General features: G+C 69.5%; 11 protein-coding genes. 1 reads left to right on the plus strand and 10 read right to left on the minus strand.

Annotated elements, in window-relative coordinates; genetic code table 11:
• Positions 1-130: 130 nt before the first annotated feature.
• The 10 genes from IO36_RS05975 to IO36_RS49290 all read right to left on the minus strand — a co-directional run bounded on the left by IO36_RS05975 (position 131) and on the right by IO36_RS49290 (position 16265).
• Positions 131-1051 carry a sirohydrochlorin chelatase gene (locus IO36_RS05975; RefSeq protein ID WP_107065646.1) on the minus strand — a complete coding sequence of 307 codons (921 nt, stop codon included), beginning with the start codon at positions 1049-1051 and terminating at the stop codon, positions 131-133.
• A gap of 123 nt (positions 1052-1174) precedes the next feature.
• A complete protein-coding gene (locus tag IO36_RS05980; protein ID WP_051900035.1) occupies positions 1175-2278 on the minus strand; it encodes an N-acetylglucosamine kinase in 1104 nt (367 codons plus the stop codon).
• Complete coding sequence (locus IO36_RS05985; protein ID WP_037616838.1) at positions 2275-2952, minus strand: uracil-DNA glycosylase; 678 nt, start codon at positions 2950-2952, stop codon at positions 2275-2277. The genes IO36_RS05980 and IO36_RS05985 overlap by 4 nt, the downstream gene beginning before the upstream one ends.
• Before the next feature lie 582 nt (positions 2953-3534).
• Positions 3535-5190, minus strand: a complete 1656-nt coding sequence (locus tag IO36_RS05990; protein WP_051900037.1) for an HEXXH motif domain-containing protein — start codon at positions 5188-5190, stop codon at positions 3535-3537.
• 352 nt (positions 5191-5542) lie between these two features.
• Positions 5543-6586 carry an effector-associated domain 2-containing protein gene (locus IO36_RS05995; RefSeq protein ID WP_051900039.1) on the minus strand — a complete coding sequence of 348 codons (1044 nt, stop codon included), beginning with the start codon at positions 6584-6586 and terminating at the stop codon, positions 5543-5545.
• A 33-nt stretch (positions 6587-6619) separates the two neighbouring features.
• Positions 6620-7801: a hypothetical protein gene (locus IO36_RS06000; RefSeq protein ID WP_037616841.1), complete on the minus strand. Its 1182-nt coding sequence runs from the start codon at positions 7799-7801 to the stop codon at positions 6620-6622.
• Between the two features lie 38 nt (positions 7802-7839).
• Positions 7840-12000, minus strand: coding sequence for an FxSxx-COOH system tetratricopeptide repeat protein (gene fxsT / locus IO36_RS06005; protein WP_051900041.1), 4161 nt, complete (start codon positions 11998-12000; stop codon positions 7840-7842).
• A 146-nt stretch (positions 12001-12146) separates the two neighbouring features.
• A complete protein-coding gene (locus IO36_RS06010; protein ID WP_037616844.1) occupies positions 12147-13211 on the minus strand; it encodes an AAA family ATPase in 1065 nt (354 codons plus the stop codon).
• Positions 13183-15021 carry a VMAP-C domain-containing protein gene (locus tag IO36_RS42925; RefSeq protein ID WP_051900043.1) on the minus strand — a complete coding sequence of 613 codons (1839 nt, stop codon included), beginning with the start codon at positions 15019-15021 and terminating at the stop codon, positions 13183-13185. The genes IO36_RS06010 and IO36_RS42925 overlap by 29 nt, the downstream gene beginning before the upstream one ends.
• Positions 15022-15836: 815 nt before the next feature.
• Positions 15837-16265 (minus strand): hypothetical protein, encoded by a 429-nt coding sequence (locus tag IO36_RS49290; RefSeq protein ID WP_209441155.1) that lies wholly within the window; start codon positions 16263-16265, stop codon positions 15837-15839.
• A 27-nt stretch (positions 16266-16292) separates the two neighbouring features.
• Here IO36_RS49290 and IO36_RS47650 point away from each other — a divergent pair, with 27 nt between their 5' ends.
• Entirely contained in the window at positions 16293-16727 is a 435-nt protein-coding gene (locus tag IO36_RS47650; RefSeq protein WP_209441156.1) for an ArsR/SmtB family transcription factor, read from the plus strand.
• Positions 16728-16783 lie beyond the last annotated feature (56 nt).

The following is a 16783-nucleotide window of genomic DNA, read 5'->3' on the forward strand; positions in this document are numbered from 1 at the left end:
CTCCGCCCTTGGGAAGCCGTACTCCACCCTTGGGAAGCCGTACTCCGCCCATGGGAAAGGGCCCCTCCTGATTCAGGAGCGGGCCCTTTCGACGTGCGGGCGGTACGGGTGGTGCGGGTGAGGCGGCCGACTAGAAGGCCGGCGCTCCCTGGTTCTGCGGCGGGGCGATACCCAGCGCCGACGTGTACTGGGAGAGCGCGAGCTTGCCGATCGCCGGGTACGGGCCGAGCGCCTCGGCGGCGCTGCAGCCGGCCTCCTTGGCAGCGGCCTCGAGGAGGCCCGCGTCGAGCTCCGGACCGATCAGGTACGGGGCGAGCGCGAGCTGCTGCGAACCGGAGTCGCGCAGCTGCTCGGCGATGGCCGCGATGGAGCCCTCCTCGTCGAGAGCCGCCGCCATGACCGGCACGGCGAGCCGCGCGGCCAGCAGCATGCCGGTGATGCCGGCAGCCTGCACCGCGTCCTCGCCGCCGACGGTGGCGAGCACGATGCCGTCCGCGGCGGTCGCCACGGTGAACAGGCGGGCGCGGTCGGCGCGGGCCAGACCGGCCTCGGAGAGGCGCACGTGCAGCGCCTCGGCGAGCAGCGGGTGCGGGCCGAGGACGTCGGTCAGTTCGGCCGCGACGCGGCTCTCCATGACCGCCTGGCGGATCCGGCGGAGCAGGGCGTTGTCCGGGCCGGCGAGCAGCGGGACAACGATGCCGACGGGGCCGTCGGGCTCGGAGACGTCGGAGCCGGCGGCGCGGGCCTGCTCGAAGCGCGCGGTGCGCTCCTCGGCGGCGTGGGACAGCACGGACTGCAGGGTGGGGAACTCGTCGTCCCCGTCCACGTAACCGATGCGGGCATCGAGGCCGGGGAGCTCGGAGCGGGCGATGCTCACGACCTCTTCGGCGAGGCTGCGCGTGGCGGCGCTGGGGGTGCCCGGCACCGCGAGGACGAGCGCGGGCGCGCCCTCAGGAGCCGCCAGAGGTTCCGGACGGCGGTGCCGCCCGGCTTGGCGGGGTCGCGGCATTCGTACTGGCAGGCCGGACGCGGGCCCAGTGGGGGAGCTCATGGCGCCGCATGTTACTGGTTTCTCGGGTTCCCCTGTTCGGGGAGGGTGCAGGTGAGCGGTATCCGTCCGCTTTTGTCTGATGAGTTACGAGCGGATCAGAAGTGATCGGTACGCGTCGACTTGTCAGACCTGCGGGGAATTCGGGTCATGAATGTCCCTGTACGGCTTTTCGGCCGCCACGAACAGCATCCGCTCGTCCGGAGGCAGCACGAGCCGGTCGGCGGCCAGGTCGGCCGCGATCCGCAGGGCGCCGTCGAGCGGGTCGCCCGCGGCCGGTACCCGCCGGGCGTGCGGCAGCCGCCGCGCCAACTCCTCACCGAGCGGCCCGAGAAGCGCGTCGCCCATGTTGAACACGCCCCCGGTGAGCGCGAGCGAGGGCTCGCCGTCGGCCGGGCACACCGCGGCGGCCGACTCGGCCATGTGGCGCGCGGCGGCCCGCAGGATGTCCGCGGCCGCGGGATCGGTGGCGGCGCGGTCGGCGACCTCCGGCGCGAAGGAGGCGAGCAGGGCGGCCCGGTCGGTGCGCGGGTACAGCAGGCCGGGCAGTCCCGGCACAGGTCCGAACATCTCCTCCGCCCGTGACAGCAGCGCGCCCGAGCCGCCGGGGCGGCCGTCGAAGGCGCGCAGGGCCGCCTCCAGACCGGCGCGGCCGATCCAGGCTCCGCCGCCGCAGTCGCCGAGCAGGTGACCCCATCCGTCGGCCCTGCGCCAGGACGTGAGGTCGGTGCCGATCGCGATCATGCCGGTGCCCGCCGCGATCACGGCACCCGACCGGGTGCCCAGGGCGCCCGTGTACGCGGTGACCGCGTCGGCCGCCAGGGCGAGCCGCCGGACGCCCAGTTCACGCCGCAGCGCAGTCGGGAGCTCGGCGCGCAGTTCGTCGCCCAGGGTGGCCAGGCCCGCCGCCCCCACGGCGACGGCTCCGAGCCGTTCGGCGCCGGCCTCCGTCATCAACCGCCGCGCCATCGGCAGCAGTTGTTCGAGCAGGTGCGCGGCCGAGATCCCGCCGGGGCCCGTACGGACCGGCTCCGTGGAGGTCAGAGGCGCACCCAGCGGGGCCGGGGAAGGAGACGGCGCGGCCCCACCATGTGCGGGGAAGGGGGCGTCGACCGGTGGCGTGCACGCGGCGAGGGCCACCCGCAGCCCCGAGCCTCCGGAGTCCACGGCCAGCACCAAGGACGGGCCCTGCCCGTCCCGGGGTTCGCCGTGCACGCCGTCGGGGGTCACGGCAGGCGCCAGTCCACGGGCTCCGCTCCCTGCCTGGCCAGCAGGTCGTTGGCGCGGCTGAAGGGGCGCGAACCGAAGAAGCCGCGGTCGGCCGACATGGGCGAGGGGTGCGCGGACTCCACGGAGGGGAGATCGCCGAGCAGCGGGCGCAGATTGCGCGCGTCGCGGCCCCACAGGATGGACACCAGGGGACGGCCACGCGCGGCCAGCGCCCGGATGGCCTGTTCCGTGACCTCCTCCCAGCCCTTGCCGCGGTGGGCCGCGGGGCTGCGGGGCGCTGTTGTCAGGGCCCTGTTGAGCAGGAGCACGCCCTGCTGCGACCAGGGGGTGAGGTCACCGGTCGACGGCTGTGGCGCCCCGAGGTCGGTGTTCAGCTCGCGGAATATGTTGATCAGGCTGGGTGGCAGCGGGCGCACCTCGGGGGCCACCGAGAACGACAGTCCCACCGCGTGTCCCGGGGTCGGGTAGGGGTCCTGTCCGACGATGAGGACGCGGACGTCGTCGAAGGGCTGTTGGAAGGCCCGCAGGACGTTCGCCCCGGACGGCAGGTAGGTGCGTCCCGCGGCGATCTCCGCGCGCAGGAAGTCGCCCATCTGGGCGATCCGTCCGGCCACGGGTTCCAGGGCTTTCGCCCAGCCCGGTTCGACGATCTCATGCAACGGTCGTGGTGCCACGGCGTCACCCTACTGCCGTACACATGGCCGAGATCAAACCGGTGGCCGTCCAGCGACCGGGGATGACCGTTTCGTTGCCGAATCGGACGCCTTCGGGCGCAAGGTGCTTGCCACGGTGGGCCGTTGGGCGCGCTTCGATCGAGGGGTTCGCGCGCGACGACGTCGACAGGGCCTCGGTGGACGACGGACCTCGCGTCCCGGCGTCGCGAGCCGTTCGCGTCCCGGCCGGACGCACCTAGCTACCTGCCTGCCGGAACGTCCTGCGAGCCTTCCAGCACCCCTTCGACGACGTCCGGGCCCTTCAGTCGGACGAATGACTTTCCTTCCCCGCCGAATAGCCGAACAGGTGAACTTGCAACTGGCCTAATGTGAGGGTCCTCGGGCGCAGACCGAGGACCCTCGCCATCCTGTCCTTGGCTGGAAAGGAACTCTCTTACCCGAGCGCGCAGTTGTGGGCAGATCCAACCCTCAGCTGTCCCGGAGGCGGGCAGGGTTCTGTCCATCGATGGGGAACATTCTCCCTCGCGCGGTGGTGTGGCTCGTCAGTCCTCCACGAGGCCATGCCGATCGTCAGGTCACTGCTCAAGAGGGTTGGGGGACGTGATCCAACTCGGGACGGGCCAGTGCCGCGGCCGCCGCGCGACCGGGGAAGGCGAGTGCGGTCGAGACGATGACGCCCGCACGGACGGAGGGGTCGTGCGGCGAGGCTCCGTGATACATCGAGCGGGCGGCAGCGGGGTCTCCCGCTGCGAGCAACTCGTCGGCGGTCGTCGGGTGCGCCGAGACATGGGCGAAACCAGGAGTACGAGGGTCAGGCCACGAGTCGTCCGAGGGTACGGGATCGTGGAGCGGCGGGCGGAGGTTGCGCAGGCGCCACTCCGTGCGGTGCAGCCGGGCGGCGGTGCGCGCGCGGTAGAGAGCGGGCTCAGGTACCTCTTCGTGGAGCCAGTCGGTGAGCGTCAGGGCCAGACCGTTCACGATGACGCATCCGGGCGGAGTCAGTCGGCCCGACTGGCCCAGCGTCCTCACGACCAGACGAGCTTGGAGACGGCGCAGGGCGAAATGGTACGCCGCGAATTCCCGCGCGGCTCTGTCACTTGACGCGTCGCGCATGCGGAGTCGCCAGAAACCGGCGACTCCGGTGAAGGCGTAGGCGCCGTGCAGGAGCCCGGTGAGATGGCGGGGATCGCTGCGCCAAGGGGCGTAAAAGCGTTCGGCCCGATCGTCGTCGAGGAGGGGGAAATGGTGGAGCAGGGCGGCGAGTTTGCTGTGCTGGAATTCGTGAACCATCGTCTCGGCGAGCCGGACGGCATCCGGCGGTCGCGAGATAATCATGGAGGCGTAGGCGTCACCGGTGGAGGCGGAGAGTTGCGGGCGGTGCACCCCGTTGTCGCCCGCGTCCTTGGGCTGCCACGGAACGATGGTGCGGATTCGACCCGCGTCCATGGTTCCGGCGACGAGGAAGTCGCGGGTGTCGGGATGTGCTGGTGCGTCTGCGGTGAGGATGGCGTGTGCTTCGGCGTACAAGCTCTGCCAGCCGGCCGTTTCGCCGGCGGAAAGGGGCTGGGGAGCCACTGGTTCGTCCAGGTCCCGGTACGGGTCGAGATCGTCGAGCGTGACGGTGCCGGGAGCAAGGGTTCGCAGCGGCGTCCAATGGGCAGCCGCCGGTGACGTCAAGGACGTGGTGGGCGAGGTTCCCTGATCCGTGGTCAGGGCGAACGCGCCCTGATTGATGATCAGTCGACCCACACTGTGCTCGGCGTGCTGTCCGGGGACCGTCACGAGCCCGACGCTCGGGAGCGACAGGCTGCCGTGCCGCAGCGGCACGGGCAGATCCGCGTCGATTCCACAGCGCAGTGCGGCAGCGGCGGCGAGAGCGAAGAGGCGCCCGGTGTCCGTCCACATGTCCGCATGCGTGTTCTGCCGGTGCAGGCGGCGCAGCGTATGGGCCAACCAGGTGCCGGTCTGCGGACTGGTGAGTAGTTCATCGGCGACTTCGGGTGCCGTTCGGGCAACCCGTTCGAGAAGGCTCCAGGCCTGGGTCCACGGGCCAACGCGCGCAATGAGCTCCGGGCGGTCGGCGAGAGCGTCGAGGAGTCCCTTGAGCAGCAGGAGTCGACGCGTTCGTTCCCCCTTCTCGAGAAAAGCAAGGGCTGTGGAAGTGGCCCCGCCTGACGCGAGAGCATCGAAGTCTCCGTGTGACAAATCCAGACTGGGATACGAAGCGTGGGCAGTCATGTCTGCTCCGATTGTGCGCTGTTATTCGGCGCGGCCCGGATTCGATCCGCCCAGAGCATTGGCGCGGGGGCGGCGAAGTTCGTCGAGGAGCCGCTCGTCGGGCGTCGGCAGCGCGGCGGTGCGCAGATTCTGCAGCGACACGGACTCCATGTCGGGCAGGTCCGATTCCCAGCGGCCCACAGGTTCCGATGGCAGATGCGGCACTTCGGTAACTCACCTCGAGTCTGATCCTGAACCGCGGTCGAGGTGCAGGGCATACGCTCGCGGTAAACGCCATCGGCCCTGGGGGGTGGGCAGGTCACGCGTGAGGCTAACAGAAATCAAGGGCATCTCATGGCACCTCCGAGAAGTCTCAACGGGAGCCGTCGACGATCGTCATTGCCACGCGCAGCGCGTCCAGACCCCCGTCGACTTTGCTGAGATGGACCACGATGCCGACGAGATCCGACCGGGACGTTCGCGAGCGCGGAACGTGTTCGCGGAGCCGACGCGGCAGGGCGTCCACGAGGTTCTGCCGGATGTCCGGATCCGATGCCCAAGGGCGTTCGCACAACGCATTGACGAGGCCGCTGATGATGTGGTCCGTGGCGGGCACGGGGCTCGGTGGTCCGGTACTCGCCAGTGAGCCGAACTCGACGTCCCGTCCGGGCTCTCGCATGCGTGTCCAGGCGGGCACGGTTCCGTTCTCGGCCGCACGGGCTTCGCGCTCGACAGCTTCCACGAAGGCGGAGTCGAGGGGAGCGATCGCGTCGTCCCGAAGGTGGAGGTGCCTCAGAACGAGGCTGGAGAAGTGGCCGGTGCGGTCTGTCGGCAGGTTCCCGGCGCGTTGTCCTCGGCGGGCCGCGTGAAGGTGGATCTGGCGCGACCGGTCGGCGGGCTCGGCGTGCGGCAAGGTCTCGGTCGGCGGGGCGACTGCGAGCCGCATCTCCTGCTGAAACGTCGCACATGCGTCGACGACCCAGACCTGTTCCGGGTGGTGGGGGACGGCGATGCTGTTGTAGTAGGTGAGGACATCGTCCAGATCGATGTTGAGGGCGTCACGTTCGGACGCGTCGGCTGTGAACAGGCGCAGGTGGCCTCGACTGTCGAGGTAGCCGTGACCGCCCCAGAACACCCAGAGCATCTGTGAAGAGGCGGCGGGGAGGTCCTGGACGAGCGTGCGGCGCAGAGCCGACCGATCGCATGAGCGGTAGGGCAGGTCCGGTGCACAGCCAGGAGCCGGGGCCAGGTGGAGCCGGATGTTGCGATCGGGGACTTCGCGATCCAGCAGCCATTCGCGGAAGCGCAGAGCGTCGTCGGAGGGACCCGGAAGCGTCCAACGTGATCCGAAGGCGTAGGTCTCGATCCCCACGACCAGGGCATGAACAGCGTCGGGCGACGCGGCCGAATTGGTCATCGTGCTCCTCGTACGCGGGTCGCCTGGGTGACTTCATGTCAGACGCCTGGCTACCGCCTCGTACAGCGCCGGGTTGGTCCAGTAGGCACTGTGGGCGTAGGGAAACGGTTGTCCGCTGGAGAGCGGGACATCGGTGGCGTGTGCGGGGAAGAGGGGCTGGGCGGCGAAGGCGAGCAGGTCGCGAGGGTCGTAGATGTTGAGCCACGCGGGGAACGAGGGCGGCAGGGGCCGTGGGTGCCTGAGGGAGGGAAGGGCACCGGTCTCGTACAGGAAAGGGGCTTGGGAGCCGGCTGTGACCAGAAGGGTGACCTGGGGGAGGGAGTGGGTGGCGAGGGTGTCGACGGCGATGACGCCGCCGAGGCTGTGGCACAGCAGAACGACGGGCGAGGGCTGTGTGCGGATGAGGTCGGCCAGGTGAGTGCGGTGGGCGTCGCCGCGGGCGAGGTAACGAAGGATGTCGCCGGCCGCGGGGTGGGTCGCGCGGGTGATGGACGATCGGCGGCGGACGGCTGCTCGGGACGCGAGTGGGGCAACTGCCCGGAGAAGGAAGCGGGCCGGTCCCCGCTCGGAGCCGGGAGGACGACCGCCGAGATGGGCGGTGAGCACCGCGATCGCCTCGTCCCGGTCATCAGCGGTCGGACAGAGCGGATCCCCGGTCTCGGATGCGTCGGCGAGGACGCGTGCGACCAGTGCGCGCGCAGCGAGTTCCGCCAGTGTGTCGGCCTCGGCCGATCGTGCTGCTTCCCCGAGTTCGGGAGCGTCGAGGAGCGAGAGCACCGCTTGCTCGCCGTGCGACGCGGCGGTGAACCGGAGCATCGCCTCCAGCTTGCCGGAGTCGGCGAGCAGCTCGGTGAGCCTGTGGCGGATCGCCGTGTCGGCAGGGACCTCATGTGGAGGCAGGGGGCCGGAAGGTGCGTCTGCCGCGCCGATCAGGCGGAGCTCGGCGAGCGGGTCGTTGTAGAGGAGTTCCCACTCGGCGGCGCGGGCCTGGTCACCGGTGTGCGCCGGGGCACGGGCCCCGCGGTGCCGGCCGTCGTCGCCCGGGATGCTGGCGCCGTTCGCTGCCAGGGTGGCGCCGTGTGCGGAGCCCCAGTCGCAGGCGATCAGCCGTGCGTGGGGTGCTACGCGGTGCAGTCCCTCGTCCACACGGGAGATCAGTGTCTTCAGAGCAGGTTCGCGTACGCCGGTCCCGTGGACGAAAACGACGGTGGTCAAGAGGTCCTCCTTCGCCCGCTGACGTGGTCTGGCGTCCGTCACAGTGGCATCGGCGAGGTGTCGCATTCGATGCGCCGCTCGTCCCGGGCCGCGAGCAGCCAGTCGTGGCCGGTGCCGACTGCGTGGGCGAGGCCGTCGACGGCGGTCCGAGTGTGGTCGTGGGCGAACTCGCTCCGGCCGAGGGCCGTCAGATCGGTGGCGAGGTTGGCGTGGAGTGCCAGGGTCACCGGGTGGTCGGTGCCGCACACCCTGGTGAGCTGTGGCAACAGCGACTCCTGGACCGAGACCGCGTGGGCGTGCTCGCCCTCCAGGTGCAGATCTGCCGCGAGCCCCATGGTCACGATCAGGGTATTGAGATGGTTGGGGCCGACGGTCGATCTGAGCCCGGCGAGTGCGATGTCGTCGAGGGCGCGCGCGAGGTCGGTCCGGCCGAGTGCGCGATGTGTGGCAGCGAGGTTGGCCATCGTGATCAGCGTGTACATGTGGTCGTGGCCGAGGGCTTCCTGATAGCGGTTCACGGTGTCCTGGCCGATCTCGCGCGACTGGTGGAGTTCGCCACCGATGCGCCGGTCCACCATGACGTTGACCGCCGCTGCAAGGGTGTCGCTGTGGTTGCGTCCGCACTTCTCGACGAACAGCTGGAGCACGTGCTCGCTGAGCTCCCAGCCGGCGTCCAGCGCCCCGTCCCGGCGACGGCAGACGGCGAGGTCGCGTGCCGCCCGGATCGTCGCCGGGTTCTCGGACCCGAACGCAGCCCTGTAGGCGGCATGGACGTCCTCCTGGAGCTGGCGGGCACGTGGGTGGTCGCCGCACTCGCGGATGTCTATCGACAGTCCGTTCCTGGTGTTCAGGGTGAAACCGTCAGCGTGTCCGTAGACCAGTTCCCATTGGCGCGCGGTCTCCTCGTCGAGCGCGCGGGCGGTCTGGAACTCGCCGCACATCCGCAGCGAGACGCCGTAGCTGTGCGCCGCTTTGAGGGTGTCCGGGTCGTCGGGACCGAACAGATTGCGGGCACGCTCGAAGGCTTCCTGATCGAGTGCCCGGGCGGCGCTGAAGTTGCCGCGGTAGCGGTGGGCGAAGGCCATCTGCCACATCGAGTCGATGAGCTCCTCCTCCGGGACGCTCGCGCTGCGCGACACGGCGAGTGCTCGCTCGTTGAGGGAGAACGCGTCCCGGTCGACGCCGATGATCCGCTGGCAGAACGCGTACAGCTTGGCCATCTGGATGACGAGTGTGTCCGGCTCGCCGTCGTCCTCGTTCCAGTAGCCCCAGGCTTGCCCGGCCAGGTCGACGGCCTGCTCGTGGTCGCCCCAGTAGTAGAGGTAGTACACGAGGTTCGCGACGAGGTCGCGAACCCAGCCGTCATGGCTCGCGGCCGCCTGCGACGACACGGCGTGCGGAAGAAGCGCCTGGTAGCCGTCCCAGTGGCCGGGCGACGACGGGCTGCCTGCCGGCTTCGCGGCCGCGAGCAGGGAGTGTGCGGTGTGCACCAGTCCCTCGCGTTCCGCGGGGTCGGTGGTCGTACGGAGGACGCTCTGCATGAGGCGGTGCATCTGAATGCTGTCGCGACGGTGGTCGACACGGATGAGCGAGAACTTCGACAGCTCGCGGATGGCGCGGGACAGCCGTATCGGGTCGCGCAGGATCGGGTCGAGTTCACGACTGACGCTGATGCGCCCGCCGCTGCGGAAGATACTCAACGGGACGGGCTCGGCGGCCAGGCAGCCGCATACTCCGAGGAGCTGGTACACGCCGGGAGATTCGGCCTGGAGATGGGTGAGCGTGATGCGCCAGGCGGCGGCGACCGAAGACGGGTAGTCGTGCACGAGCCCGCTCGCGTCGAGTTCGGCACGATGGTGCTCCAGGAGCACCAGATAGCGGTCGACAGGCATGTGCGAGGCCGCGTGCCAGGCTGCGGCGAGTTCGATGGCGAGTGGAAGATCGCCGAGGGCGGCTGCGAGCCGGTCCGCTTCGTCCACGCCGAGTGTGGGCGAGCGGCGCATCAACAGGTCTCGGCTCTCCTCCCGGCGGAACACATCGACCGTGAGTGTGTTCGCCACGCCGACCCAGGCCTGGTTGCGTGAGGTGACGATGACCTTCCCGTTGCCACGCGTGGGTATGAAAGGGCTTACGCCGTCGACGTCTTCTGCATTGTCGAAGACCAGCAGCCACCGTCCGTAGCGGTCACCGTCCCTGAGTGCCTCCAGTACCCGTGGTACGGCGGTACCCGGCTGCGGTCCGACGGTGAGCCCCAGTGCGCGAGCGAGACCCGCGAACGCCGACAACACCATCGACTGCTGCTCGGCCGGGATCCACCAGACCACGTCGAATTCCTGCTGATGCCGATACACGTACTCGATGGCGATCTGCGACTTGCCGACGCCGCCCGTGCCATGCAGCGCGTGGGGCAGGACTGCCGCGAGTTCGCCGTGCTGCAACTGCTCGGCGACGGTCGCGAGCATGTCGTCGCGACCGATGAAGTGGGCGTTGCGCGGCGGCATGGGGCCTTTGATGCCCGGCGGACCGTGGCGGCCGCCGACGGAGCGGGGTGGTTCGGGAGCCATCGCGCTGCCACCTTTCGAGTCGGGCCGCGTGGGTGCCGAGGCCGGCGGGTCGGGATGTTCCAGGGCCTCACGGAGCCTGCGTGCGCGCCGGGCATGCGGCCCTGACAGCGCCTCCAGCACGGCGAGTTCGAGCCGCACCCAGGCTCGGTCGGTGCTGTTCGGATCCGGTAGCGGTGCCAGATCGGGGTCTGTCAGGGCAGCGCGCAGCCGGATCGCTCGCGGGTCGGGCCGGCCGGGCGGGAGTTCGACGAGACAGGAGACGATCGCGGCGAGTTCGGAGCGGGTCCCGCCGGCGAGCAGGGCCTCACGCACCCCGTCGCCGAAGTCGACGGTGACGCCGTCGCGGCCGGGCCATTCCAGCAGTCCGCCCATCAGGATCTCCGCGAGGTGCTCCGGACCCGACAGGGGCAACATCAGGCGCTGGACGGCCTGAACGGTATCCAGTGCCAGTGGTACGGCCGCGAGATGTGAAGCGAGCCGACGAGCAGTGGGGGTGGCGAGTGAAGTGAAGGTGCGTACAGCGGCCTCGGCGCTGCCCGCGCTGTACCGGAGTCCCGGAGCCGATGGCTCCTTGGCCAGTGTTCCCGCCTGGACCACCTGACAACGCTGCTCCGAGCCTGCGCCGCCGACTACCAGATCAGCCCAGGTCCTCAGGGACGCAGCCTTCAACGACAGCACTGGAACGACCACTTCGTCGCTCTGTTCGGCAGGCGGCCGCGACCGCAGAGGGTCGTCCAGTTCCTCGTCCGCGACCTGTGTCAGTGTCGTGTTGGCCCGTCCGAAACCGCTCGCCGCGATGGTCGCGGGGAAGGGGCGCAACGCGGAGCGGTGGCGTAGATGCGTTGGCAGCAGATGGACGATCGCGCAGGGGCCGCGGGCTGCCAGACGCCGCAGCAGCCTGTCTGCGCCCGCTGACGCCCAACCCTCGCCCAGTCCATCGGTGACCAGCAGGAACGCCCGTTCTCCCCGTGGGTCCAGGAGTTCGGCCGGCGATGCCCGACGGTCGCCCGGCCGCAGCAGTGACGCCGCGCCGTCCGAGGGCAGCGACAAGGAGACGGTGCGAACGTCCCGGAACGCACCGGACAAAGCCGCCTGCTCGTACAGGGCGCGCGATTCCCGTTCCCACACCCGCATGGTGTCGCCGGCGTCCACCAGGACCACCAGATCCAGTGCGCGTTCCGGCACCGGTCGCAGCACGGGCAGCCAGGAAGCGCCGTCGAGTATGCGATCTGCCGTCAGCTCTTCGTCCAGTTCTCGCCGATGGGCGGAGGGCCGCCGCCGGGCGAGTCGGCGCAGTGCGCGGGCGAGCGGCAGCGTCCCGGACGGGGCCTGTGCCCTCAGCGGCGCGCGCGGAAGGCGAGGTGGGGGCAGGGGGAGCTCCAGGTCGCCGTGCGGATCGGGGCGGACCTGGGGTGGCCCGCCGGACGGTCCGGTGCCGGCTGTCCGGTTGGCTGTGGCGAGACTTGCGTCCGCGCTTTCCAGCGCGGCCGCGGCGTGCAGAGGGGGTCTCGAGAATGCGGTGGGACGCTCGTTCGTGACAGGCTCGGTGGGTGCCACGGCCGCGGGCAGCGGGCGGTCTGCCGCGATCCAGAGTGCGCCCAGCCATGCGGCATCGGCGAGCTCGGTCCAGAGCACATCTGGCGCGGCATCGCGCTCGGCCGGTGCGGCGACGCCGGCGTGCCCCCGTGCGTCGGGCGAACTGGGACGGGTTCCAGATGGGGCGTCCGGCGCGCCGGGTGCCGCATGCGACCGGATGCCGTCGGCGTCGTCAGGGGGTGCCACTAGGGCCCCTTGGACAGGTCGCGCAACAGCGTCTCGATCAGGCTTCTGCCACGTGACCCCGCCGGGAAACCCTTCTGTGTGATCAACTGCGCGGCGTTGAGGAGCTGGTCGACCGAGTGGGTGCCACCGTTGCCGAGTCGCTGGGCGAAGTCCTCCACGAGATCCTCCAGCCCGTCCGGCCGGTGCCGCAGATGTCCCTCCACGATCGCCAGCAGCAGTTCCCGGCTCGGTGGACGCATCTCCAAGGGGAGGCAGCGCCGCCGGAAGGCCGCAGGGAACTCTCGCTCCCCGTTGCTGGTCATCACCACGATCGGGAACTCGGCACATTCCACTCGTCCGCGCTGGACCACCGTTCGCCCCTGCGGGTCGTCCGTGTGCACTTCGACATGGTCCTCACCGGTCCGCACGAGCTCAGGAATGTCGAACGCCCCGTTCTCCAGGACGTGCAGCAGGTCGTTGGGCAGGTCGATGTCCCCCTTGTCGAGCTCGTCGACGAGCAGGATCCTCGGTGACCGGTAAGGCAGCAACGCGGTGCCGAGCGGACCGAGGGTCAGGAACTCTCCGACCGTCGGCCGTGGCGGCGCGTCGTGCTCCGCTCGTCCGGTCGAGGTCGCCGCATCGGCCGTGTTCGTACGTGTCGCGAGCTCCGCCACCGTCTGGGCGCGCCCGATCGCGTCGTAGTCGTACAACCCGCTCCGCAGCGTCGAACGGCTCACGATGGACCACTGAAGTACCCGCCCGAGCCCGAGTTCCCGAGCGATGAGATAGGCCAGAGTCGACTTGCCGATCCCCGGAGGGCCCGTCACCAGAAGGGGGCGACGCAGCAGGATCGCGGCGTTCACCACGTCGATCTCGGCGTCCCCGAGCTGCGCGAGCCGGTTGCTCGCACCCAGCCGTCGAGCGGATCCGGCGTCCCACTGGTTCGGATGGGGAAGCGGCGGACCGCCTTGGAACTGTCGCCAAGGCGGCGCCTTCGGTAACGGTGAGGGCATGTTGTCGGGGGCTTGTCCGGTGGCGTGGAACACTCGCCATCCGTCACCGGGCCGGGCCGGGCCGGTCGTCATGGGGCGCCTCCTCGGCGGTCGACGAGTTGGGCGTTCGGGGAAGACCTGCTGCGTCTGGCGAGTTGTCGAAGGGCGCCGAGCTTTGCGAACGTTCGGGCCCGGATGGGTGGGCCGGCGCCGGTCGGTCGCCCGGCGCGGACTGCCACGGTTGGCAGTCGACGATCCTGTCGGGGTCGTCCCACAGGCAGGCGACATGGCGGCCGAGGAACACGTCTCCGTCCATGTCCGCCTCGGCGCGTGCCCGCATCTCCTGCACCCGCCGGGGCACGCTGTGGGCCGTCCGGGTGCTGTCGAGCAGCTCCGCGATCGTCTCGCGGCTCTGGGGTTCCAGCTTGCCGCGGCGGTCCCACAGGGCCAGTCCGAACCCCTCGGCGATCGCCCGCTTCAGGGCCGTCAGGGCCTGGCTTCCCTGCCTCGGCGCATCCAGGGCCAATGCCGTGTACGGAGTGGAGCCCTGCTGTCTGTGCGTCAGCGACCGTGACCAGCGATCCAACGAGATCCTGTCGCCGTGGGCCCAGTGGTGAAGCCGTGTTCCGTGCTGATGCAGTTCCTGCCATCGTTGCCGCCACCGGTTCGCGATGAACGGATCGTGGGGCACTCGTCGCAAGCGGTCGAGACTTCTCAGGTGGACGCAGTACCGAGGCCCGATTGCCACGCCACCCGGCTCGTCCGCACCGATCTCCAGCCGCGCGACGTCATGGTTGAGCAGCAGATAGGGCAGGATGAACTCGACGAATGGCGGCAACTCGTCCGTCGGTTCTCCTCGAGAGGCTGCCCACAGCCGCTCTCCCTCGGCAAGTGCGCGTTCCACCGCTGCCGCGAGTCCAGTCATGTGTGTCTCGGCCGCCTCCCCCGCGCGAGGAGCCCAGTGGCCGGCCAAGTCGTTGATCCAGTACCGGACCGTCACATCGTCGCTTCCGTCCTCCGCCGGCTCGACCATGATCAGCAGAGCGCGTGGAACGCGAGGATCGGCCTGCCATTTGTCCCGCGCCTGTCGTCGCCGCAGCAGGGCGGGCAGACAGTCATGGTCCCGGGCCCATCGCTCTGCCCACTCCTGACACCTGTGCGCCGCGGTCTTGTCCGGGGTCTGCATCGCTACCCATTCCAGGGCGACCACCGACGGCGGTATGTGATCCGGCGGAGCGTTGAAGTCCACGAGGACATCGAAGAGATCGAGCGTTGTCGATGGCTCACCGGGAACGGGGAAACCGAGCTCGAAGCCGATACTGTCCCGCAGTTTGTGCATCTGCTGCGGTCCAGTCGGATCGAGCATCAGCAATTGCTGGACGCGCCGGTGTTCGTCGGCGGTGAACGGGCTGGAAAGTCGAGCGACCGCCGGTGTCGTCGCGGGTGGAGAGGACACCGTGCCATTGTCTTCCGGGCTGCCGGGGGATCTTGGCCCCTCGGCGTAGCCCTGCCTGCCCTGGGAAGGTCGGTCAGGTCGTGGTGCGTGGTCGGGGGCTCTGTTGGGTAACGGGGTGCGATGATGCGGTCCGTCGGCCGGCCGCGTCGCGAGGAATGGACGCAGGCGCAGCCAGAGCGACTCCCGTCGAGGTTCGTCGTACCAGCCAACCACCGTGCATAACGTGGAGACCCGCCCAGCGGGATCCAGGCTGACATGGCGGGCGACCTCTACCCTGAACGCGGGCAGGGTTCCCTCCCACAACTCGGCGGAGAGCCCGAGGTGCTCGCCGACGGTGCGCCGGCTCGTACCCTCGTCGAGGAAACGGCAGTGAAGCAACTCTTCGACGATGACGCCGACGAACTCCTCCCGCTCTCTGCCCTCAAGCCCGCCCCGCGCGTCAGCCATCGGATCTCCCCCCGGACACAGCAATCCGATCAGAGCAGCATCTCAAAATTAGCATGCGTTCTGACGGTAAGTAAGTTTTCTGTCTTGAGGAAGGTCACTGTTGGCCTGTCCGGTGACTGCCGAGACCTGGTATTGCGCGAGCTGATCAGTGGACGGGTGTCTTCTGGTATCCGGTATACGCCGAAAGCACGCCGGAACCGGCCAGGTTGAGGATCGTGAATCAATCGACCCGGCATCATCGCCCGATGAGCCAGGACGTATTGCCGGGCGACGGGTCGGCCCCCGGTGTCGCGTGCATCCGGAACCCGTCGAGGCCGCGTTCCCGCCGGGCGGCGGCCTTCGGGGCGCTGCGCGACCGGTTGGCCGAGTCGGCGCTTGTTTGTCGGAGGGGGGGTGCCCCGTGAGTTCAAGCCGGTTAGTGATCGACGTAGTGCGGGCTCGCGGTGGCATGGGTCGTTTGTGTGTCTGGCGGATACGGCATTTCGAGTAGATTCGGATACGCCGCGAGAGAGCGATCCGACCGGTCGCCCTGAACGCTGGTGGAAATTCAGCCACCGACCGGATGGCGAAGGCTGATACGGGCCGATGAGGGCTCTATTCTGTGCGCCGTCCGCGGCGGGATTCAATGCATCCGGAAATGCGGGAATTTTTCTTGCGGGTCCGGTCGACCCTGGTATAGACAATGACCGGCGAGTCACGGGGGCTCGTGGGGGTGGGGGATGCTGCGGATTCATTTCACGACCGAAGATCTCTTGAAAACCAGGGTGAGCTCGTCGCCGGATCCCATGTGGGAGCTGGTATTGAGTGTCTTCCGATTACGCAGGCGACTTGCCGTGGCACGGTACGAATCGTGGTATCGGCAGGTCAGGGCGGATGCGTCCCGTAGTGATCTGCTGCAGCGCATTCGGCACATGCTGATGCCGATGATCCCGGCCTCGGGATATTTTCCGGACTTTTTGACTCCGGAAAACCGGCGGCGCGAAGGAATCGAATCGATCATCGAGTCGGTGGCCGGAACTCCCCGAAACGTTCTGCGCGGGCAACTCGACCGCCTCGAACGCGGCCGGGGATCCGCCTGGCTGGAGCGGTTGCGCGAAGCGGATCCCGCCGCCCGGGAAGACTTGCGGCGCCTCTTGAGCGACTATCAGGCTATCGCCATCGCGCCCCATTGGAATGTGATCCGCAACAGCGTCGAGGCGGACCGGGCCATTCGCACCCGCGCCCTTCTCGACGATGGAGTCCACGGTCTCCTCCACAGTTACCGGCCGCTCATGCGGTGGACGCCGCCCGTCCTGCATGTGCGCTACTCCGTCGACCAGACGCTCCATCTGGACGGACGCGGACTGCTCCTGACCCCGTCGCACTTCGGGCAGGGACCCGCGAACTCGCTCGCCGATCCCGCCCTGCCGCCCGTCCTCGTCTACCCCGCCGGGTACGACAGCACGGCGGGGCCGGTGACGGTCCGGGCGCTGGGCCGGCTCATGGGCGGCACCCGCGCCTCCATCCTGATCGCCACCGGGACGGCGACCACGTCCGGCGAACTCGCGCGCCGGGTGGGCGTGTCGGCCGCCACGGTCAGCCACCATCTCTCCGCGCTGAGGGCCGCGGGTCTGCTGAGCACCCTCCAACAGGGCGAACTCATCCTGCACACCCGCACCTCGACCGGCTCCGCCCTGGTCAACGCCGCTCATGCAGAAGGCACTTGAAGCCGGACGCATGGCCCGGGCGCCGGTCACCTGCGCGTTTCGACCGGGATGAAAAG

Source organism: Streptomyces aureus (assembly GCF_000725495.1).
In the GTDB taxonomy this organism is placed as follows: domain Bacteria; phylum Actinomycetota; class Actinomycetes; order Streptomycetales; family Streptomycetaceae; genus Streptomyces; species Streptomyces aureus_B.

Bases quoted from the DNA above. Each gene is read 5' to 3' on its own strand.
- IO36_RS05975 (WP_107065646.1), bottom strand. From the start codon at position 1,051: ATGAGCTCCCCCACTGGGCCCGCGTCCGGCCTGCCAGTACGAATGCCG.
- IO36_RS05990 (WP_051900037.1), bottom strand. From the start codon at position 5,190: ATGACTGCCCACGCTTCGTATCCCAGTCTGGATTTGTCACACGGAGAC.
- IO36_RS05995 (WP_051900039.1), bottom strand. From the start codon at position 6,586: ATGACCAATTCGGCCGCGTCGCCCGACGCTGTTCATGCCCTGGTCGTG.
- IO36_RS06010 (WP_037616844.1), bottom strand. From the start codon at position 13,211: ATGACGACCGGCCCGGCCCGGCCCGGTGACGGATGGCGAGTGTTCCAC.
- IO36_RS42925 (WP_051900043.1), bottom strand. From the start codon at position 15,021: ATGGCTGACGCGCGGGGCGGGCTTGAGGGCAGAGAGCGGGAGGAGTTC.
- IO36_RS47650 (WP_209441156.1), top strand. From the start codon at position 16,293: ATGCGGTGGACGCCGCCCGTCCTGCATGTGCGCTACTCCGTCGACCAG.